The following is a 19,146-nucleotide window of genomic DNA, read 5'->3' as shown; positions in this document are numbered from 1 at the left end:
GGGATCGCATCCTTCAGAGCAGCTGCGCGGGCAGCCAGAGGGTGATGTCGGGAAAGCCCAGCAGCAGCACCATCACCACCGCCTCGGCGAGCAGGAACCAGAGCGCGCCGCGGAAGATGGTCGGCAGGCCGATGCCGGGGGCGATCGATTTGACGGCGAAGACGTTCAGCCCGACCGGCGGGGTCATCAGGCCGATTTCGATGTATTTGACCACGATGATGCCGACCCAGATCAGGTCGTAGCCCATGCGTTCGAACAGCGGCAGCAGCACCGAGATCGAGATCAGCATCACCCCGAACGGATCGAGGAACATGCCGAGCACCAGGAAGACCACCGCCATCGCCGCCATCATCAGCGCCGGCGGCAGGTCGAGTGCCGCAACCCCCGTCGCCACCGCCGCCGGCAGGCCGGTCAGGGTCATGTAGCGGGTGAGCATGAAGGCGCCGATGGCGATGAACAGGATCGCGGCTGTGGTGCGCGCGGCATCGAGGCAGACCTGCCAGAGCCGGCGCGGCCCCATCCGGCCTTGCAGCGCCGCGAAGGCGATGCTGGCGACCGCCCCGATGCCGCCGGCTTCGATGGGCGAGAACCAGCCGCCATAGATGCCGCCCAGCACCACCAGCGCCAGCAGCGGCAGCGGCCACGAAGTGGTGAGCAGGTGTCGCCACTCGCCGGGGGCGGCCGTCACCTCCACCCGCGGGGCCAGTGCCGGGTTGAAGTGGCAGCGGAGCACGATCATCGCCGTATAGGCGATGGCGGTCAGCACCCCCGGCACGATGCCGGCGAAGAACAGCTTCGCCACCGATTGTTCGGCCAGGATGCCATAGACGATCAGCGGGATGGAGGGCGGGATCAGGGCGGCGAGCGTGCCGGCGCAGGCACAGACCGCTGTGGCGAGCGAGGGGTGATAGCCGGCCCGCAGCATTTCGGGGACCGCGATCCGGCCCATGGAGACGGTGGTGGCGAGGCTGGAGCCCGAGGCGGCGCCGAAGCCGGCGGCGGCGAAATTGGTGGCGACGGCCAGCCCGCCGGGCAGGCGGGCGAGGCCAAGTTCGGCCATGCGGAACAGGCCGTCGGTCATGCCCGCCCGCCAGGCGACATTGCCCATCAGCAGGAAGAGCGGCACGGCCGAGAATTCCCAGCTGGCCGAGAATTCATACGGCACCCGCGCCATGACGCTGATCGCTGCCGGCAGCGGCAACAGGGCGGTGGTGCCGATGAAGGCCGCCACGCCCAGCGCCAGCCCGACCGGCAGGCGCAGGCCGATCAGCAGCAGGATGGCGGCAAGTGTGATGCAGCCCTGAAGCACCGGGCTCATGCGCCATCTCCGGGAACAGGGCGGCGCTGAATCAGGCGACCGAACCCCCGGCCCAGATCGAGCAGGGCGACGAGACCGGTCAGCGCGAAGCCCGCCGGCACCAGCCAGCGGCCCGGCCAGACCGGCAGCGCCCAGGTGGCGAACTCCACCCGTTCGCCCCTCAGGGTGGCGTCGAGCGCATCATCGATGCCCCAGGCGGTCATCGCCGCCGCCACCGCCAGAAAGACCAGGCTGGTGAAGAGGGTGAGCAGGCCGTCGAGCCGTGGGCCGGCGATCATGTCGATCAGATCGACCCGGATATGGTCGCCGCGGGCATGGACGCTGCCCAGCGCACAGAACACCACCGCGACCATGTACCAGCCGGCGACGAATTCGGTGGTGCCCGACAGCGGCAGCCCGGCCAGATTGCGCGCCGCCACATCCAGCACCACATGCAGCGCCATCAGGGCGACGGCAAGCCCGCCCAGGATGCCGGCACCGTCGACCAGGCGGCGGAGGCCGCCGAGCGGCGGCGGTGCGGGCGGGTCGTTCAGACGGTCGGGTGTCGCGGTCATGCCGGTCCCTCGAAGATCATCAGGCAGCCATTGGCGTGCTGCGGCAGGACATGGAAGCGGCCCGGCGCCGTGCGCACCGGCCGGGCATCGGTGGCATCGATGCGGGCGAAGGCGGCGTCGATATCGTCGGTGGCGAAAACCAGGCCGGCCAGCCGCCGGTCATGCGGCCCGGCAACCATGCCCGGGCAGGCATGGACCAACCGGTCGGCGGAGAAGATCCTGAGCGCGACCCGGCCGGGGCCTGCGGTGACCGCCACCGGATCGGTGCCGTCCAGCCGCGCCGCCCACGGGCCCCGATAGGCCGCGGCCACGGCAGCCGGATCGGGAGCCAGGGCGATGACCGCGATCATCTGCCGGGCATGGTTGGCATGGCGGATGAATTCCGGCCGGGTGTAGTGCTGCGGCGTGTGATGCTGGCAGGCATTCCAGTAGAACGGCGTCTGACCGGTCAGCGGAATGGCGACCCGGAAGGCGGGGGAGATGACCTCGCCGGTGTCGAGCGGCCAGTCGCGGCGGATCGACACCGGCGGCGGCACGCGGATGCCGGCGGCATTGAGTGCGACCGCGGTCGCATCGGCATCGCTGGTGGCGGTGACGGTGGAAACCGGGCCGTCGGGGGCATCCAGCACGTCGGGCATCGGCGGCGGCGCGGCATCCGGGTCGGTCAGCTGCATGATTTCGATATAGTTGCAGGCGCCCGGGATCATGGCGTCGAAGCAGATCAGCCGGTTGGCGAGCCCCGGCATGTCGGAGCGGGCGGTGACGGTGAAGCCCAGTTCGGCGAAGCGGTCGCCGGCCGCGGCGAGGTCGCCGGTCTTGATCATCAGATGGTCGATGTCGAGGATGCTCAAGGACGGGGTTCCTCAGGCGCGGGGGCGGGGGATGGCCGGGCGTCGAGGCCGAGCCCTGAAAGCGTGGCGGCCGCCTGGTCGAAGGCGGTGCTGCCGGCGGCAAAGGGCAGGATCACGACGATCCGCCCGCCGGGCAGCTCGTCCGTGCCGATCCGGTCGGGATCGAGACCCAGGCTGGCGGCTGCGGCGCGGCGGCAGGCCTCGCGCCGCAGGCCGGGCTTGTGGACCTTGCCGACCGCCGTCATCGGCAGGGCGGGCAGAACCTCGATCCAGCGCGGAATGGCGGCGCGCTCGGCAATGGTCGGGGCGATCTCGGCCAGGATGTCGGCACCGGTGCGGTTGCGGCCGCGGGTGAGCGTGACGAAGGCGACCGGCACCTCGCCCAGCCGGGCATCGGGCAGGCCGACCGCGGCTCCCAGTGCCACATCGGGATGGGCGTTGAGCGGTTCCTCGATCAGCGCCGGATCGATGTTGTGGCCGCCGCGGATGATCACGTCCTTGGCCCGGCCGGTGATGGTCAGGAAGCCGTCGGCATCCATGACACCGATGTCGCCGGTGTCGAACCAGCCGCCGTCGAGCAGCACGCCCCGGTTGGCGGCGGGGTCGAGATAGCCCGGAAAGACCGAGGGCGAGCGGGCGATGATCGATCCGGCGGTGCCGCGGGGCAGAAACCCGATCACCCGGCCATCGGTCACCCGCGCCACCTCAAGCTCGCACCAGGGCAGGCGTAGCCCGACCGAGCCCGGGCGGCTTTCGCCGTCGGGCGGCATATAGGTCAGCACCAGCGTCGCCTCGGTCAGCCCCCAGGCCTCTTTGATCGGCACGCCGGTGCGGTCGGTGAAGCGCCGGTGCACCTCGGCGGGCAGGGAGGAGGCCGACGAGATCCAGGCGCGCAGGCCGGTCTTTCCGGCGGTGCCGGCAAAGCTCTGGGTCGCTGCGGCGACCACGGTCGGCGGGCCGATGGCGATATCGGGCCGCGCCCGGCCGAAGATGTCCCAGAGCCCGGCCATGACCGCCGGGTCGCGATAGCCGCGCCGGCCCAACTGGACCACCTGGCAGCCGTGCGCGAAGGGGGCCAGCGCCCCCATCACCAGCGCACCGACATGGAACAGCGGCATGCCGTTGGTCAGCCTGTCGCCGGACCTGAGACCGGCGCCGAAGCCGGCGATCAGGCTCATGCAGGCGAGGTTGTAATGGGTGAGCGGGGCGATCTTGGGCAGGCCGGTGGTGCCGCCGGTGTGGAAGCAGGCGGCGATGTCGCCCGGCATCGGATCGGGGCCGGCATCGGCCGGGTCGGCGGTGTCGCGCAATGTCTCGTAATGCAGAACACCATCCGGGGCTGCCGGCTCTCCCACCACCAGCACATGGCGGATGCCCGGTGCCGCGGCCAGGATCGCCGGCGGCTTCTCCCAGGTGCCATCGCGGCCCGAGGGGCCCTCGATGCACAGGATGCAGGCCCCCGCCCGGCCCAGCATCGCACCGATGATCGCCGGTTCCAGGAAAGGGTTCACCGGCATGGTGATGCCGGCATGGGCGGCGCCCCAGCCGATCTCCACCGTCTGCGGCAGGGCCGGCAGCAGGCAGGCGACGACATCGCGGCGCGTCAGGCCCAGGCTGCGGAACACGGCCGCTGCCTGCATCGCACGGGCGAAGAAGGCGGCGAAGCCGATCTCTTCCGCCACCCCGTCCGGATCGGCAGGATCGGCCAGATAAGAGGCGGCGATCCGCCCGCCATGGGTGCGGGCGGCATGGGCCAGCACCGCGGTCATGGTGCGGCCGGTCAGATGATTGTCGATCGGGTCGCGTTCCAGCGCCTCGACATCGGCGAGGGTCCGGAAGGGCGGCAGATGGCGCGGCCGCCCGGCATGGGCATCGGCGGTCATGCATCCAGCCCCGGCTTGATGATCACCTTGCCGAAGACCTCGCGGTCTTCCAGCAGGCGCACGCCCTCGCGGCCTTCCGACAGCGGCAGCACCTTGTCGATCACCGGATCGAGACGGCCTGCCGCCACCAGATCCAGACAGGCGGCGATGTCATCCTTGGTGAAACCGGTGGAGCCCAGGATCGACATCTCGGCCATGAAAATGAAGCGGATGTCGGTTTTGGGGTCGAAGCCGGCCGTGGCGCCGCAGGTCAGCAGCCGGCCGCCGCGCTTCACGGCCCTGAGCGACGGCACCCAGCTGTCGCCGCCGGTGAAATTGACCACGACATCCCACCCGCCGCCCCGGAACAGAGAGCCGGTGCGCTTGCGGGTATAGGCGTCGATCGCCTCGGCCGAATAGTCGATGGTCTCGTCGGCGCCAAGCTCGGTCAGCCGCCGGCATTTGTCGGGCGAGCCGGCGGCCGCGACGACATGGGCGCCGGCCATCTTCGCCAGCAGCAGGCAGGCGGTGCCGACACCGCCCGAGGCGCCGAGGATCAGGATGGTTTCCCCCGCCTTCAGCCCGCCGCGGGTGAACAGCATGCGATAGGCGGTGCCATAGGCGACCGGCAGCGCGGCGGCGGCCTCGTCGGAGACATGGTCCGGCACGGGGATCAGCTGATCGGCGCGGCAGATGCAATATTCGGCCATCGCCCCGCGCCGGGTTTCGCCCATCATCTCGAAATGGCCGCTCCGGTCGTCGACGAAAGCCGGGTTGATCAGCACCCGGTCGCCCGGCGCCCAGCCGGTGACGCCGTCACCCGTCTCCGCCACCATGCCGGCGCAGTCGCCGCCGGTGATGCCCGGCAGCTCCACCTTGATCCCCGGCATGCCGCGGCGGGAGAAGACATCCAGATAGTTGAGTGCGCAGGCGCCGACCTTCACCTTCACCCAGCCGGCGGGGACCGCCGGATCGGCGATCTCGCCATAGGTAAGGGCATCCAGGGGGCCATGGGCCTCAAAATACACGGCTTTCATCGCAGGCGACTCCAGGCAGGGGATTGTGCGTGAAAAAGAAGAGGCGTCCGGATACCGCACATCAGGGCACGACCGGCCGTGCGCCGCCGGCAGGGGGATGCCGGAGACCCGGGCCAGAAGGTCATGTCGCACGGGGGGAGGAGGATCCGGCAGCACCACCGGGGGCAGGATCCGGACGCCGGCGGGCGGGCCCGGGCCGTCAGGAGGGGAGGACGGCCCGGACCTGGTGCACCGCCAAGGGGGTGGTGATCAGAACGGGTATTTGGAGAAGACGCGCTCGTTCAGGATCTGCTCGAATTTCGCGCGATCACCCTGGAACTGCGGCAGCAGCCGCTCGTGCCAGATGCGGAAGGTGGCAACCATCCGGTCGACCACCGCGTCGCCGTCGGCGAGGCCGCGATCGCGGGCCAGCGCCTTCAGGGCGGCGACTTCGCCGTCCTGAAAGCCGGTCCAGCGGCTCTTCATATCGGCATCGCCGGGGCTGAAGGTCACCTTGTCGGCAAGCGATGCCTTCACCTGGGCATCCTGGGTGATGTAGGCATCGGTGACATAATTCCAGACCGCGGCCGGCATCAGCTTCACGATCGCCGCCCGGTCCTCCTTCGAGATCTTCTCCCAGGATTTGCGGTTGAAGGCGATCGGCACCGCGCCGGCGATGATGCCCTGGGGCATCTCGATCACCGATGTCACCGTGTCCTGAAGGCCATAGCTGCGGATCCAGGCCATCCCCAGAAGCGTGCAGTCGCTCTGCCCCAGCTGGAGCGCCGGCAGGATGTCGGTGATGGTGCTGCGCACCGGCGTCATGCCGAGCGCCGTTGTCCAGCGCGCTTCAGGAGAGCCGACCACGCTGACCCGGCGGCCGGCCAGATCGGCGGCGGTGGCGGCCGGCTTCGTGCACATCATGGCGAGCGGCGAAGCGGACTGCATCAGGATCGGCACGATCCCGGCCATCTTCACCTCGTCGCGGCAGTTCTGGCAGCCGACGAAGAAGATCTCGTTGATCGCCCCCATGGTGGCATAGGGGTCGCCGCCAAGCCCGGTCATCTCGGCGATCAGCGAGGAATAGGGCAGCTGGCTGCCGGTCAGCTGGCCGATGAAGAAGCCGGCATCGACCACGCCGTCACGGATGCCGTCGAAGCCGTTGGCGATCGAGACCAGCTGTCCGCCCAGGATCGGGGTGAACGCCACCCGGCCATCGGTCACCCGGGTGATATCGGCCAGGATCGGCAGGACACCCTGCTGATTGGCGCTGGACCGTTCCGGCACGCCCGATCCGTAGGTGAAGGTGGCGGCGGTGGCGGGGCCTGCGGCAGGCAGGACCAGGGACAGCGCGGCCAGGGCCGCGCCCGAAATCAGGGCGCGCGTCGCCCTGCGCGGTGCAAATGCATATCGGCGCATGATGGATCTTCCCTGTCGAGGAGAGCGGCCGGTTCCCTCCGGCTCGTAAGATCCAGTCTGCGGGGCGTCGGGAAGGAAGTCAACAATATTGACTATCTTGTGACGATACCCCGATAGCATCGGGAGACGGGCGTCGTCAGCTCCGTCGGCGCCGATATGCCGATGCCGGTGCCTCGTCGTCGGGGGAGCCCGCCTCGCGGGCGGCGGCCAGCAGGTCGATCAGCTGATCCAGGCGGTCGCCCCCGATCACCCGGGCGATATCGGCCTCGGCGCGCTTCAGTGCCTGGATGCCCAGCGACAGCAGCCGACGGCCGTCTTCGGTGACGGTGACGATGCGGCTGCGGGCATCGGCAGGGTCGGGGGCAAGGGCCACGAAACCCTGGTCTTCGAAGGCGGCGACCAGCTTGCTCATCGCCTGTTTCGAAATGCCGGCGCGTGCCGCCATGTCGGTGATGGTCGATCCTTCGAAGCGCATGGTGCGCAGGACATGGGTATGGGCGGCATTCAGCATCGGATAGCCGCTCTCACGCAGATAGTGCAGCGCGCGACGATCGAAGCCCATATGCACCTCGTCGAGCAGCCGGCCCAGATTTACCTGCCGGAACCTCTCCAGCTCGTCGCCGCGCAGCACCACACGCTCTTCACGATCACCATCCCGTCCGCTTGCCATTTTTCCCGACTTGTCCCTTGTTACAAGATAGTAAACTATATTGACGATATACCACGCCCGCAACCGGGCCCGTAACGGAGGGTGCCCCCTTGGCCTTGCAGATCATCCGCGAACTGGCCGATCTGAACGAGACGCATACCGCATGGCGGCGTGATCTGCACGCACATCCCGAGATCGGCTTCGAGGAACACCGCACGGCGGCCTTCGTGGCTGCGCGTCTGGCCGAGGCGGGGTTCGAGGTGACCACCGGCATTGCCGGCACCGGCGTGGTCGGCCGGATCAGCACCGGTGCGGGCGGGTCGATCGGGCTGCGCGCAGATATGGACGCCCTGCCGATGGACGAGGGGCCGGGCCCGGACGAACGGCCCTGGGCATCGCGTCATCCCGGGCTGTTCCATGGCTGCGGCCATGATGGCCACACCACCTGCCTGTTGGCCGCAGCCGGGCATCTGGCCCGGAGCCGCAGCTTTCAGGGCACGCTGACCGTTATCTTCCAGCCGGCCGAAGAGGGGCTGGGCGGCGGTGCGCGCATGGTCGATGAGGGGCTGTTCGAACGCTTCCCCTGTGATGCGGTCTTCGGCTTTCACAACATGCCGCTGCTGCCGCTGGGCACCGCCAGCGTCCGGCCGGGGCCGGCGATGGCGTCTTTCGATGAATTCAAGGTGGTGATGACCGGCCGGGGCGGTCATGCCGGCATGCCCCACACCACCCGCGATCCGGCCCTGGCGCTTGCCGAGGCGACCTGCAGCCTGCAGGGCCTGGTGTCACGCGAGGTGAATGCGAACAGTGCCGCCGTGCTGTCGGTCACCCAGATCCATGTCGGCACCACCCACAACGTGGTGGCCGATCAGGGCTGGCTGGGCGGCACGGTGCGGGCGCTGGATGAAGAGGCCCGTGGTATCATCGAGGCCGGGCTGACCCGCACCGCCAACGGTGTGGCGGCGGCGCGCGGGGTGACGGCTGCGGTCGACTATCGCCGCGGCTATCCGGTGCTGGTCAACGACCCGGCCGAAACGGCGCGCGCCGCCGCAGTGCTGGCGGATCTCTATGGCGGGAATTTCCGCCCCGACTTTCCGCCGCTGATGGCGGCCGAGGATTTCGCTTTCATGCTGCAAAAGCGGCCCGGCGCCTATCTGCTCTTCGGGCAGGGCGGGGAGGGGGGCTGCATGGTCCACAACCCGAACTATGATTTCGATGATCGACTAATTCCGATGGTTGCAACGGCTCTGGTGCGCCTGGTCGAAAGCCGGCTGCCCCGGTCTACCTGAACGACGAACGGCCCCCGGTCGGGAGCCGGGGGCCGTTCTGGTCCGGGCGGACCGCAAGGGGGGAGGTGCGGGGGGTGCGGTCGCTGCCCGGGGTCGGATATGCCGTGCCGTCACTTCATGGTCGGCATGGCGAATTCGGCGCCGGCGCGGATGCCGGTCGGCCAGCGGGTGGTGATGGTCTTGAGGCGGGTGTAGAAGCGCACGCCTTCGGGGCCGTGCATGTGGTGGTCGCCGAACAGCGAGGCCTTCCAGCCGCCGAAGGAATGGAACGCCATCGGCACCGGGATCGGCACGTTCACGCCGACCATGCCGACCTTGATCCGGTGGGCGAATTCGCGCGCCGCATCGCCGTCGCGGGTGAAGATCGCGGTGCCGTTGCCGTATTCATGGGCGTTGATCCAGCCCGCCGCCTGCTCGTAGCTTTCGGCACGGACCACCGACAGGACGGGTCCGAAGATTTCTTCTTTGTAGATGGTCATGTCGGTGGTGACGCGGTCGAACAGGGTGGCGCCGGTGAAATAGCCGTCCTCATAGCCCTGCAGGCGCAGATTGCGGCCGTCGACCACCAGCTCGGCGCCTTCGGCGACGCCCTGATCGATGTAGTTTTCCACCTTGTCGCGATGGGCGCGGGTGACCAGCGGGCCCATCTCGGCCTCGGGATCGGTGCCGGGGCCGACCTTCAGCGCCTGGATGCGCGGCACCAGCTTTTCGACCAGCGCATCGGCCGTGGCCTCGCCCACCGGCACCGCCACCGAAATCGCCATGCAGCGCTCGCCGGCCGAGCCATAGGCGGCGCCCATCAGCGCATCGACCGCCTGGTCCATATCGGCATCGGGCATGACGATCATGTGGTTCTTGGCGCCGCCCAGCGCCTGGCAGCGCTTACCGGCCGCGGTGGCGGTCTGGTAGATGTAGCGGGCGATGGGGGTGGAGCCCACGAAGCTCACCGCCTCGATATCCGGATCGGTCAGGATGGCGTCGACCGCTTCCTTGTCGCCCTGGACGACGTTGAACACGCCGGCCGGCAGCCCCGCCTCGGTCAGCCATTCGGCCAGCAGCAGGGCGGCCGAGGGGTCGCGCTCCGACGGCTTCAGGATGAAGGTGTTGCCGCAGGCCAGCGCCACCGGGAACATCCACATCGGCACCATGGCCGGGAAGTTGAACGGCGTGATGCCGGCCACGACGCCCAGCGGCTGGCGCAGCGCATGGCTGTCGACCTTCGTGCCGACATTCTCGGTCATCTCGCTCTTCAGCAGCTGCGGGGCGGCGGTGGCAAACTCGACCACCTCCATGCCGCGCTGGATCTCGCCCTTGGCATCCGAGAGCACCTTGCCGTGCTCGGCGGTGATCACCGCCGCCAGCTCGTCGATGCGCTCTTCCAGGATGTGCAGGAAGCGGTTCAGGATCCGCGCCCGGCGCAGCGGCGTGGTCTCGGCCCAGTCGGGGGCGGCCGCCTTCGCGGCCTCGACCGCGGCGCGGACTTCGGCCGCCGAGGCCAGCGCCACCTCGCCGCTCTGCTCGCCGGTCGCGGGGTTGAACGACGCCACCGTCCGCGCAGCCGCACCCGGCACCTGCCGGCCGCCGATGTAATGCCCGATCTTCCTGACCATCTCCGCTCACCTTCAGAAGGACGACACCGGCCGGGGGCGGCGGTGTTCTGGGATGGGGGTATGATTGCGGACGAAGCGGCGCACAGAAACCGGAGATATCGAGAAGCCGTTGTGCGATATTTGTAGCCTGATCCTGACGGAGTTTTCGCATCCGATGAACTGGGACCATCTCCGCGTCTTCCTCGCCATCGCCCGGCGCGGCCAGATTCTGGCCGCGGCGCGGGGGCTGGGGCTGAACCATGCGACCGTCGCCCGCAGGCTGGATGCGCTGGAAGCCTCGCTCGGCCAGCCATTGTTCGAACGCCGGCCTTCGGGCGCCACCCTCACCGAGGCGGGGGAGCGGCTGCTGGCGGCGGCGGAGCGGGTGGAGACCGAAATTTTCGGCATCGCCGAAGAGACCCGCGCCCAGGGTGCCGCCCCCTCGGGCGTGGTGCGGGTGGGGGCGCCCGACGGGCTCGGCACCTGGTTTCTGGCGGCCGAACTCGGCCGGCTGGGGGCCATGCATCCCGATCTGGTGGTGGAGCTGGTGCCGCTGCCGCGCACCTTCTCGCTGTCGCGGCGCGAGGCGGATCTGGCCGTCTGCCTGGACCCGCCGGCCGAGGGGCGGCTGCTGGTGACGGCGCTGGGCGACTATACCCTCGGGGTCTATGCCGCCCGGTCCTATCTGGAGCGCGCAGGCGTGCCCATGACGCCCGAAGATCTGGCCGGCCATGTGGTGGTGACGGGGGTGGAGGATTACGCCTATGCCTCGTCGCTGGATTACGGCCAGGCATTGACGCGGTATGGACAGCGCGAGTTCCGCTGCGCCGGCGTGGTCGGGCAGATGGCGGCGATCTGCGCCGGGGTGGGCATCGGCATCCTGCATGATTTTGCGGTGCGCGATGCCCCCGACCTGGTGCCGATCCTGCCCGGGCTGACCTTCCGCCGCCGCTATCACCTGCTGACCCATCCGGACACGCATCATCTGGCGCGGATCGCGGTCTGCCGCGATTTCCTGGTCCGGCGTTTCCGCGAAACCCGGTTCGTCCGAGACGCGCCAGATCAATCATGATTGCGCAATCATGATTAATCTGGCGAAAAATCAGACGGCGCCCCGGCTCTGCCAGGGGCAATGCGCCAGCCCCTGGCCTTCTGCCGCTCTTCCAGAAATTGCGCATAGGGGCCGTGGTTCTCCCGCAGCCGGGCAGGCGGCCCCTGTTCGACGATCCGGCCACCATCCAGGACGACGATCTGGTCGGCCATGGCCACCGTGGACAGCTGATGTGCGATCACGATCAGCGTGCGCCGGCCGCGCAGCCGTGCCAGCGTGTCGGTGATGATCGCCTGGTTCCCGGCATCCAGCGCGGCCGTGGCTTCATCCACCAGCAGGATGGGGGCGTCCCTGATGAGCGCGCGGGCGATGGCGATCCGCTGGCGCTCGCCGCCGGACAGACGCGCACCGCCTTCTCCGACCGGGGTGTCCAGCCCCTGCGGCAGGCGCGCCACGATCGCCGTGACGCCGGCCTGTCGCGCGGCGTCCATGACCTCGGCATCCCCGGCATCGGGTTTGCCGATGCGGATGTTGTCAGCGATGCTGCCCGTGAACAGATGGCTGTCCTGAAAGATCTGGCTGATCCGGCCGGCGAGGTGCGCGGTTGAGATCTGCCGCACGTCCACGCCGCCGACAAGCACCTGCCCCCCGGCGCCGTCGAAATCCTTATCCACATCGAAGAAGCGCGCGATCAGCCTCACCAGCGTGGTCTTGCCCGAGCCGGACCTGCCGATCAGGGCGATCATGCTGCCTGCCGGGACCTGCAGGCTTACGCCACGCAGCACCTCGGCTTCGTCCGCCGCATAGCGGAAACGGACGTCGCGCAGTTCGACCGATCCGTCGCGCGGTATCTGCGGCGCCGCGGGCTCGGGCAGCGGCTCGGCGGCGAAGACCGTGCCGATGGCATCCAGCTGGCCGCGCGCGCCGCGCAGGACTTCACCATAGCCCGCCACATCCAGCAGCGGGTCGATGAACCGGCTGACCAGCAGCAGGGCAAGGATCATCGCGATGGCCTCCCCGCCTGCCGGGCCGCCATCCGGCCGGCCGGTGATCCACAGCGCGGCGGCGATCAGCAGGGCTGCGAACACGGCCTGTACGGCCCAGCCATTCAGCACCGACGACGCCGTCGACAGCCGGATCAGCCGCCGGCCCGACCGGCGCTGCTCGTCAAATTCCTGTTCCAGCCAGCGGGTGCCCGCATCCGCACCGCTGAAGGCGCGCAGCACCGACTGAGCCTGGGCGAACTCCACCACCCGCTGACTGGCATTGGCGAAGTCACGCTGGAAGGCATCGTCTGCCCGCTGCGAAAGCCTGGCGGAGAGCGCAAGTGCGCCGGCCAGAAACGGCAGCGATGCCAGGGCAACCAGGCCGAGCGGCCAGTGCAGCAGGAACAGGGCGATGACGAGCAACACCGGCGTGATAATGCCGACGGTGATCGGGGTGAGGACATGTGCGGGAAGCTGGGCCACGGCCATCATGCCCTGCGTGACGACATGGCCGAGCCGGGCGGTGTTCTGCCGCGTGAACCAGCCCACCGGCAGGCGTGCCACGTGATCGCCCAGACCGTGACGCCCGTGCCGGAGGATGGCCACCCCCACGCGCACACCGGCCTGTTCGACCAGGCGCCGCAGACCCCAGCAGAGGATCAACCCGGCCAGCAGCGCGGTCAGCCAGGCCAGGGTTCGCCACAGGTCTCCCGCCAGAAGATGACCGAGGACAGGCACCAGGATGGTGATGGTCAGGCCGCAGAGCAGGCCATAGATGCCGGCCATCCAGGCATAGCGGCGGAGCGCCGGTCCGTCCTCGCCCGGCAGCCGCAGGAAGGGTTTCAGCATGACGGATCCCCCTGAGTTCCAGACACCTCGTAACCGCCCGATGCCCACAACCGCGCATAGGGGCCGTTGCGTGCGAGCAACTGCCCGTGCGTGCCTTCTTCGACGATGGCACCGTCTTCCAGCACCAGAATGCGGTCGGCATGCATCACGGTATCCAGCCGGTGCGCGATGACCATCACGGTGCGGCCCTGCGCGAAGCGCGACATGGCGTCCTGGATCGCCACCTCGCTGCGGACATCGGCGGCTGCCGTGGCCTCGTCGAGCACCAGCACGGGCGGGTCGATCAGCATGGCGCGTGCGATGCTGACGCGCTGGGCTTCGCCCGCGGAAAGCTGCGCATCCTCGCCGATCACCGAGGCGTAGCCACGCGGCAGGGCCAGGATGCGCGCGTGGATATTGGCGGCGCGTGCCGCCTGCTCGACCTCCTGGCGGCTGGCCGAGGGTCTGCCCAGGGCGATGTTGTCGTGCAGGCTGGCATGGATCAGGCGCACCTCCTGCAACACGAAACCGATACGACGGTAGAGCTGCGCCGTCTCCATGTCGCGCAGGTCCACCCCGCCCAGGGTGATGCGCCCGTGGTCGGGATCGAAGAAGCGGAGCAACAGCCGCGCCAGGGTGGACTTGCCGGCACCCGATGGTCCGACGACGGCGGTGACCGTCCCCGGCTCCAGCGTGAAGCTGACCCCCGACAGTGCCTGGCGCCCGTCCCCATAGGCATAGCTGACCGCCTCGAACCGGACGTCATGGCCGGCGGGGATCCGCCACCGGTCTGCGGCGACGGGGGCCGGCACGGGGGTTTCCAGCAGCGCCTGCAGGCGCCCCGCGGCGCTCGTCGCATGGCCGAGGTCGTGCAGCAGCGTGTGCAGCAGCAGCAGAGGCGCACAGATCCCCGGTGCGACCAGGGCAAAGGGCAGCACCTCCAGGGGGGCCATCCAGCCCATGCCCGCGAACAGCGTGCCGAAGGCCAGCACCACCCCCAGCACCGTGACAGGGGCGATCAGCGCATGGGCATGGGCCATCGCCGCCACCAGCGGTCGGGTGACCTCGACGAAGGCCGCGGCAAAGGCATCGACGGCCGCGCGGTAGCCGCCATGCGCCCGGCCGGTGGTGCCGAAGGCCTTGACCACCGGGATGCCGCCGATGAATTCGACCGTAGCGCTGTCGATGCGTCGCATCCCGGCAGCAAAGGCCGGCATGTTCGCAGCGCTGGTTTTCATGGCATGGCGCAGGAACAGAAAGAAGCCCGGAAACGGCAGCAGCGACAGGATGGCCATCCGCCAGTCCAGGGCGAACAGATAGACGACCGAGACCAGGATTGCGCCCGTGGCGCGCCCCATGGCGGTATAAAAATGGGCGGTCAGGCTGTGCAGGGTGGCGATGTCGTCCTGCATCGCCTGTTTGACATCGCCCGAGGCCCGGTCGGTGAACCAGCCCAGCGGTACGCGGGCGAGGCGGCGTGCGGCCGCGAGACGCAGATGGTGCGTGATATGGTTGTCGGCCAGATGGGCGGTCAGTTCGCCGGCCGATATCAGCGCCATGCCGGCGAACATGCCGACGACGCTGACGATGACCGCCTGCCAGATCCCGGTTTGGCCAGTTGCAGAGATGTCGGGGCCAAAGAGGTCGGGGCCGGTTGAGACGATCCCGGCGATATGGGCGATGCCGGCCAGCGGCACCAGCGTGAGCATGCTGCCCAGGCCGGCCAGGACGGCGGCAAGGGCCAGGCGCCCGCGGATGGGGCGGAGCACCGCGGCGAGCGGCCCGGGTTTCGCGGGGGCTGTGTCAGGTCTGCTCATGGACGGAGAACCTCGGGAGACACGATGGATCGGGCCATGTCCGGGGCCCGTTTGCCCGACTATAGACCGGTTTCCGATTTAGTTGCATCATATAAACTAAATAGGGCGACCCGCAGCAGAGCGGGGCCGCCGCCGCCCTGATCGCCCGCCGCCCTGATCGACCGGGGGCATGACCGACCGGAGGAGAGACATGAAACCGCCGCAGCGCCGCGCCGCCCGTGGACGCCCGCCCTCCATCACGCGCGAACGGATCATCGAGGCCGGGATCGGGATGGGTCTTTCGGACATCACCTTCGTCGGTATCGCCGCGGCACTGGGGGTCAGCCATATGGCGCTCTACAAGCATGTCGCCGGCCTCGACGAGCTTAAACGCCTGGTGGCCGAGGAAATCTTCAACCGCTGGGAACTGCCCCTGGCCGATGGCAGCGGGGGCGGCGGATTGAAGGCCTATCTGCAGCGCTTCGCGGCATCCCTGCAGGCCTTCGTGAAGGCGCATCCGGGCGTGACGCCTTATGTGATCCGCCGTCAGGCCGCAACCCGGCCGATGCTTGCCAGGATCGACGGGCATCAGCGGCACATCGCCGAAGCCTATGGGCTGTCTCTGGACCGGGCGCGCTGGCTGCTCGCGACGGTGGCCTTTCATACCCTTGCCGTGGCCGACACGGTGTATTCGGTTGCCGGCCGGGAGCCGGTGGTGCAGGCGGACCGGGCCACGGAAGAGGCGGCGATGGAGCAGGAACTGGTTCAGGGCCTGCACGCGCTGATCATCGGTGCCCTGGCCCTGCCTGAAGAAAATCCACCGTCAAGCCCCGCAGATGCGGCAGCTTGCGGCAACATTATCGGCCTTTGACAGGGAAGGACTCGCAGCCTTGCTGCGGCGCGAGGGGCATCATGACACGTCATCTACGGCCGGTAAGCCAGCCAGGGCAGGGGGGTGGCAAGCCCTGTGCCACCCCCCGTCATGCGACCGCGCGCCCTCAACCCGGGCGATCAGGCGATGGTCAGCGAAATGCCGCCCAGGCCCGCGATCGAGCCCTCGATCCTCTGGCCGGCCACCACCGGGCCGACGCCTTCCGGCGTGCCGGTATAGATCAGATCGCCGGGTTCCAGATGGTAGAAGCGCGACAGATGGGCGATCAGCTCGGCCACCGACCAGACCAGCAGCGACAGATCGGTCGACTGGCGGGTCTCGCCATCGACCCGCAATTCCAGCAGCCCCGTGGCGGGATGGCCGCTTTCGGCCACCGGCACGATCGGCGACAGCACGGCCGACTGCTCGAAATCCTTGCCCAGATCCCAGGGCCGCTGTTTCGCACGCGCCGCCAGCTGCAGGTCGCGCCGGGTCATGTCCAGGCCGCAGGCATAGCCGAAGACGTGGGAGAGGGCGTCCGCGGGCGCGATCTCGAAACCGGCTTTGCCGATGGCGACCACCAGCTCCATCTCGTAATGATAATTCTCCGTGCCGGGCGGGTAGGGGATGGTGGATCCCGACGGCACATAGGCCAGGGCCGATTTGGTGAAATAGAACGGCGCCTCGCGATCGACCACCACACCCATCTCGCGGGCATGGGCTTCATAATTGCGGCCGACGCAGAAGATCCGGCGGATGGGATAGCGCGCTTCGGTGCCTTTGACTTCGGCGAGCGGGGTGGGGGCGGGGTCGAACAGACAGCTGGTCATCGGGGTTTCCTTGGGGTGGCGTGATGCCTGGATGACGGTATCGAGTGTGGGCGAGGGGGGCTGACGCGGCGCCTGACATGATGGTCTGTCGGGCCCCGTTGCCGGGCAGGGGCGCCGGGGCTATGGTGCGCTGCATCAGGCGGCAGCCGTCAGCAGGAGAACGGGCGGGCGATGGAGGCGAAGCAGGAGGGGAGCGCGAAGGCGGAGGGGAGTGCGAAGGCGGTCGGGCGGCGTGGCGCCGGCAGCGAGACGAAGCGCAAGGGCATCCAGTCGGTCGAAATCGGCATCGGCGTGCTCGATGCCCTGGTCCGTCTGGGCCGGCCCAGCTCTCTGACCGATATCGCCCGGGCCAGCGGCCAGTCGGTCAGCCAGGCCCATCGCTATCTGGCGAGCTTCGTGAACACCGGCTTCCTGCGCCAGGACCCGGCGACGGCGCTGTATGATCTGCACACCGGCGCGCTTAGGTTGGGCCTTGCCGCCATGGGCCGGCTCGACACGTTCGAAGAGGCGAGCCGGGCGGCGCAGGAGCTGGTCGCCGCCAGCGGCCGCACCGTGCTGATTGCGGTCTGGGCCGAAACCGGCCCCACCATCATCCGCTGGTACCCCGGCAATCCACCGGTCTACACCATGCTCACCATCGGCTCGCATCTGTCGCTGACCTGGTCGGCCACCGGCCGGATCTTCCTCGCCTTCCTGAACGAGGGCTTCGTGTCCGACCTGCTGCAGCGCGAACTGGCGCAGGACCGTTCCGAAGGCCCGGTCGATATCGATGCGATGCGCGCCCAGACCCGGCGCGAAATGTCGGCCGCGGTGGACGGCACCACCGCGCCGGGGCTGCGTGCCTTCGCGGCGCCGGTGTTCAATCTTCAGGGCCAGCTGGTGCTGGCCCTGTCGATCATCGCCTCGCCGGGTTTCGGCCGCGACGGCGATGCCGCCGCCCGCGAGATGCTGATTGCGACCGCGCGCGAGGTTACGCATAGGCTGGGCGGGCGCTGGCCGCAGCCGGGCTGAGCAGGCCGCGCGCCGCCTTCGCATCGAAGCTGTCGGACGCGGTCATCCCGGGCGGCAGGTGAATGCCGGCGGTGATCAGCCGCCGGCAGGCGGCCATGTCGCGGCCGGCATTGATGCCCGCGGCCCCGATCAGCCGGTCGCCGTCCAGCACCAGGAACAGCCGGCCGGCGCCGGCCCGCTGTTCGACGATCTGTGCTGTGTCGGCCTCGGGCCCGGTGACGCCGGCGAGCTGGACGTTCAGATCGTATTGATCGGTCCAGAACCAGGGTGTTTCGGGGGCGGGCAGGGGGCTGCCCAGGATCGCCGCCACTGCGCGTTCGGCGGTGATGTTGGCGTTCTGCCAGGTTTCGCAGCGCAGCGACCGGCCATCCGGCCCCGGCTGTGCCGCGACATCGCCGATCGCGAACACCGCCGGATCTGCGGTGCGCATGTCGTGGTCGACCACGATGCCGTCATCGACCACCAGCCCGGCCGCCTGGGCGAGGCCGGTTTCCGGCACCACGCCGATGCCGGCGACGGCGAAATCGGCGGTGATCACCTGCCCGTCGGACAGCATGGCGCGGATACCGTCTGCCGTGTCGGCCAGATCCCGGATCCGGCGGCCGGTCAGCAGGGTGACGCCTTCGGCCGCGTGGCGCCGGGCCAGGGCCGCCGCCACCGGCGCCGGGAAGTTGCGGCCGAGCAGGCGTGAGCCGATTTCGACCACGGTGACCGCCAGCCCCTTCCGTACCAGCGTGGCCGCGACTTCGAGCCCGATCACCCCGCCGCCGATCACGAGAACCGACCGGGCCTCGACCGCGCGGGCCGAGAGCGCCGTGACATCGTCGAGCGTGCGCAGCTCCGCCAGGCGCGAGACCCGGAAGGGCAGGCGGCGCGGCCGGCTGCCGGTCGCGAAGATCAGATGGTCGTAATCGAGCAGGCTGCCGTCGTCGAGCCGCACCCGGCGGCTGGTGCGGTCCACCGCCACGGCCGCATGGCCGGTGATCAGCCGGATGTCCTGCGCGGCCCAGGCGCCGTCCGGCACCAGCCAGGTGGGGCTGGTCGCGGGATCGATCAGCATCTCCTTCGACAAAGGCGGCCGTTCATACGGGGCCACGGGCTCGTCGCCGATCAGCGTGACCGGCCCGGCATAGCCCTTTTCCCTGAGCGTCAGTGCCGCCCGGCCACCCGCCTGGCCGGCGCCGATGATGACCACGCCTGCGCTCATTCCATTCAACTCCCTGAAG

Annotated in this window: 16 protein-coding genes; 4 read left to right on the top strand and 12 right to left on the bottom strand. The window is 69.3% G+C overall.

Annotation, left to right across the window (positions count from 1 at the left end):
• Positions 1-13: 13 nt before the first annotated feature.
• From CMO28_RS19010 to CMO28_RS18980, 7 genes are all read right to left on the bottom strand, one after another.
• Entirely contained in the window at positions 14-1,318 is a 1,305-nt protein-coding gene (locus tag CMO28_RS19010; protein WP_296715845.1) for a TRAP transporter large permease, read from the bottom strand.
• Positions 1,315-1,872, bottom strand: a complete 558-nt coding sequence (locus CMO28_RS19005) for a TRAP transporter small permease subunit (RefSeq protein ID WP_296715844.1) — start codon at positions 1,870-1,872, stop codon at positions 1,315-1,317. Before CMO28_RS19005 ends, CMO28_RS19010 begins: the two co-directional genes overlap by 4 nt.
• A complete protein-coding gene (locus tag CMO28_RS19000) occupies positions 1,869-2,723 on the bottom strand; it encodes a VOC family protein (RefSeq protein ID WP_296715843.1) in 855 nt (284 codons plus the stop codon). The genes CMO28_RS19005 and CMO28_RS19000 overlap by 4 nt, the downstream gene beginning before the upstream one ends.
• Entirely contained in the window at positions 2,720-4,606 is a 1,887-nt protein-coding gene (locus CMO28_RS18995; protein ID WP_296715842.1) for an AMP-binding protein, read from the bottom strand. The genes CMO28_RS19000 and CMO28_RS18995 overlap by 4 nt, the downstream gene beginning before the upstream one ends.
• Positions 4,603-5,622: a zinc-binding dehydrogenase gene (locus tag CMO28_RS18990; protein ID WP_296715841.1), complete on the bottom strand. Its 1,020-nt coding sequence runs from the start codon at positions 5,620-5,622 to the stop codon at positions 4,603-4,605. The genes CMO28_RS18995 and CMO28_RS18990 overlap by 4 nt, the downstream gene beginning before the upstream one ends.
• A gap of 249 nt (positions 5,623-5,871) precedes the next feature.
• Entirely contained in the window at positions 5,872-7,020 is a 1,149-nt protein-coding gene (locus tag CMO28_RS18985; protein ID WP_296715840.1) for a hypothetical protein, read from the bottom strand.
• Between the two features lie 136 nt (positions 7,021-7,156).
• Positions 7,157-7,690 carry a MarR family winged helix-turn-helix transcriptional regulator gene (locus CMO28_RS18980; protein ID WP_296715839.1) on the bottom strand — a complete coding sequence of 178 codons (534 nt, stop codon included), beginning with the start codon at positions 7,688-7,690 and terminating at the stop codon, positions 7,157-7,159.
• 95 nt (positions 7,691-7,785) lie between these two features.
• Between CMO28_RS18980 and CMO28_RS18975 the strand changes: the two genes are divergently transcribed.
• Complete coding sequence (locus CMO28_RS18975; protein WP_296715877.1) at positions 7,786-8,958, top strand: M20 aminoacylase family protein; 1,173 nt, start codon at positions 7,786-7,788, stop codon at positions 8,956-8,958.
• Positions 8,959-9,068: 110 nt separating this feature from the next.
• Here CMO28_RS18975 and CMO28_RS18970 read toward each other — a convergent pair whose 3' ends face one another.
• Positions 9,069-10,568, bottom strand: a complete 1,500-nt coding sequence (locus tag CMO28_RS18970; protein WP_014747640.1) for a CoA-acylating methylmalonate-semialdehyde dehydrogenase — start codon at positions 10,566-10,568, stop codon at positions 9,069-9,071.
• Positions 10,569-10,722: 154 nt separating this feature from the next.
• Here CMO28_RS18970 and CMO28_RS18965 point away from each other — a divergent pair, with 154 nt between their 5' ends.
• Positions 10,723-11,619, top strand: a complete 897-nt coding sequence (locus tag CMO28_RS18965; protein WP_296715838.1) for a LysR family transcriptional regulator — start codon at positions 10,723-10,725, stop codon at positions 11,617-11,619.
• A gap of 14 nt (positions 11,620-11,633) precedes the next feature.
• Here CMO28_RS18965 and CMO28_RS18960 read toward each other — a convergent pair whose 3' ends face one another.
• Both CMO28_RS18960 and CMO28_RS18955 read right to left on the bottom strand, forming a co-directional pair.
• On the bottom strand, positions 11,634-13,433 hold the full coding sequence (locus CMO28_RS18960) for an ABC transporter ATP-binding protein (RefSeq protein WP_296715837.1): 1,800 nt from the start codon (positions 13,431-13,433) through the stop codon (positions 11,634-11,636).
• Positions 13,427-15,229: an ABC transporter ATP-binding protein gene (locus tag CMO28_RS18955; protein ID WP_296715836.1), complete on the bottom strand. Its 1,803-nt coding sequence runs from the start codon at positions 15,227-15,229 to the stop codon at positions 13,427-13,429. Before CMO28_RS18955 ends, CMO28_RS18960 begins: the two co-directional genes overlap by 7 nt.
• Before the next feature lie 190 nt (positions 15,230-15,419).
• Here CMO28_RS18955 and CMO28_RS18950 point away from each other — a divergent pair, with 190 nt between their 5' ends.
• The gene (locus tag CMO28_RS18950) at positions 15,420-16,079 is read left to right on the top strand and encodes a TetR/AcrR family transcriptional regulator (protein WP_296715835.1); all 660 of its coding nucleotides are present in this window, start codon (positions 15,420-15,422) and stop codon (positions 16,077-16,079) included.
• Between the two features lie 140 nt (positions 16,080-16,219).
• Here the strand turns inward: CMO28_RS18950 and CMO28_RS18945 are convergent, their stop codons facing one another.
• On the bottom strand, positions 16,220-16,909 hold the full coding sequence (locus CMO28_RS18945) for a fumarylacetoacetate hydrolase family protein (RefSeq protein ID WP_296715834.1): 690 nt from the start codon (positions 16,907-16,909) through the stop codon (positions 16,220-16,222).
• 171 nt (positions 16,910-17,080) lie between these two features.
• On the opposite strand from CMO28_RS18945, the gene CMO28_RS18940 reads away from it, so the two are divergent.
• Positions 17,081-17,920, top strand: a complete 840-nt coding sequence (locus CMO28_RS18940) for an IclR family transcriptional regulator (protein ID WP_296715833.1) — start codon at positions 17,081-17,083, stop codon at positions 17,918-17,920.
• Here the strand turns inward: CMO28_RS18940 and CMO28_RS18935 are convergent.
• Positions 17,880-19,127 (bottom strand): NAD(P)/FAD-dependent oxidoreductase, encoded by a 1,248-nt coding sequence (locus CMO28_RS18935; protein WP_296715832.1) that lies wholly within the window; start codon positions 19,125-19,127, stop codon positions 17,880-17,882. The genes CMO28_RS18940 and CMO28_RS18935 overlap by 41 nt on opposite strands.
• Between the last annotated feature and the right edge of the window lie 19 nt (positions 19,128-19,146).

This window comes from Tistrella sp. (genome assembly GCF_002684955.1).
Taxonomy (GTDB): domain Bacteria; phylum Pseudomonadota; class Alphaproteobacteria; order Tistrellales; family Tistrellaceae; genus Tistrella; species Tistrella mobilis.
Note: the sequence above shows the minus strand (reverse complement) of the source record. Positions and strands in the feature narration are given on the sequence as shown.

Excerpts from the sequence above, each read along its gene's own strand:
- CMO28_RS19010 (WP_296715845.1), bottom strand. The coding sequence starts at position 1,318 with ATGAGCCCGGTGCTTCAGGGCTGCATCACACTTGCCGCCATCCTGCTG.
- CMO28_RS19005 (WP_296715844.1), bottom strand. The coding sequence starts at position 1,872 with ATGACCGCGACACCCGACCGTCTGAACGACCCGCCCGCACCGCCGCCG.
- CMO28_RS18995 (WP_296715842.1), bottom strand. The coding sequence starts at position 4,606 with ATGACCGCCGATGCCCATGCCGGGCGGCCGCGCCATCTGCCGCCCTTC.
- CMO28_RS18990 (WP_296715841.1), bottom strand. The coding sequence starts at position 5,622 with ATGAAAGCCGTGTATTTTGAGGCCCATGGCCCCCTGGATGCCCTTACC.
- CMO28_RS18985 (WP_296715840.1), bottom strand. The coding sequence starts at position 7,020 with ATGCGCCGATATGCATTTGCACCGCGCAGGGCGACGCGCGCCCTGATT.
- CMO28_RS18980 (WP_296715839.1), bottom strand. The coding sequence starts at position 7,690 with ATGGCAAGCGGACGGGATGGTGATCGTGAAGAGCGTGTGGTGCTGCGC.
- CMO28_RS18970 (WP_014747640.1), bottom strand. The coding sequence starts at position 10,568 with ATGGTCAGGAAGATCGGGCATTACATCGGCGGCCGGCAGGTGCCGGGT.
- CMO28_RS18965 (WP_296715838.1), top strand. The coding sequence starts at position 10,723 with ATGAACTGGGACCATCTCCGCGTCTTCCTCGCCATCGCCCGGCGCGGC.
- CMO28_RS18960 (WP_296715837.1), bottom strand. The coding sequence starts at position 13,433 with ATGCTGAAACCCTTCCTGCGGCTGCCGGGCGAGGACGGACCGGCGCTC.
- CMO28_RS18955 (WP_296715836.1), bottom strand. The coding sequence starts at position 15,229 with ATGAGCAGACCTGACACAGCCCCCGCGAAACCCGGGCCGCTCGCCGCG.
- CMO28_RS18950 (WP_296715835.1), top strand. The coding sequence starts at position 15,420 with ATGAAACCGCCGCAGCGCCGCGCCGCCCGTGGACGCCCGCCCTCCATC.
- CMO28_RS18945 (WP_296715834.1), bottom strand. The coding sequence starts at position 16,909 with ATGACCAGCTGTCTGTTCGACCCCGCCCCCACCCCGCTCGCCGAAGTC.
- CMO28_RS18940 (WP_296715833.1), top strand. The coding sequence starts at position 17,081 with ATGGAGGCGAAGCAGGAGGGGAGCGCGAAGGCGGAGGGGAGTGCGAAG.
- CMO28_RS18935 (WP_296715832.1), bottom strand. The coding sequence starts at position 19,127 with ATGAGCGCAGGCGTGGTCATCATCGGCGCCGGCCAGGCGGGTGGCCGG.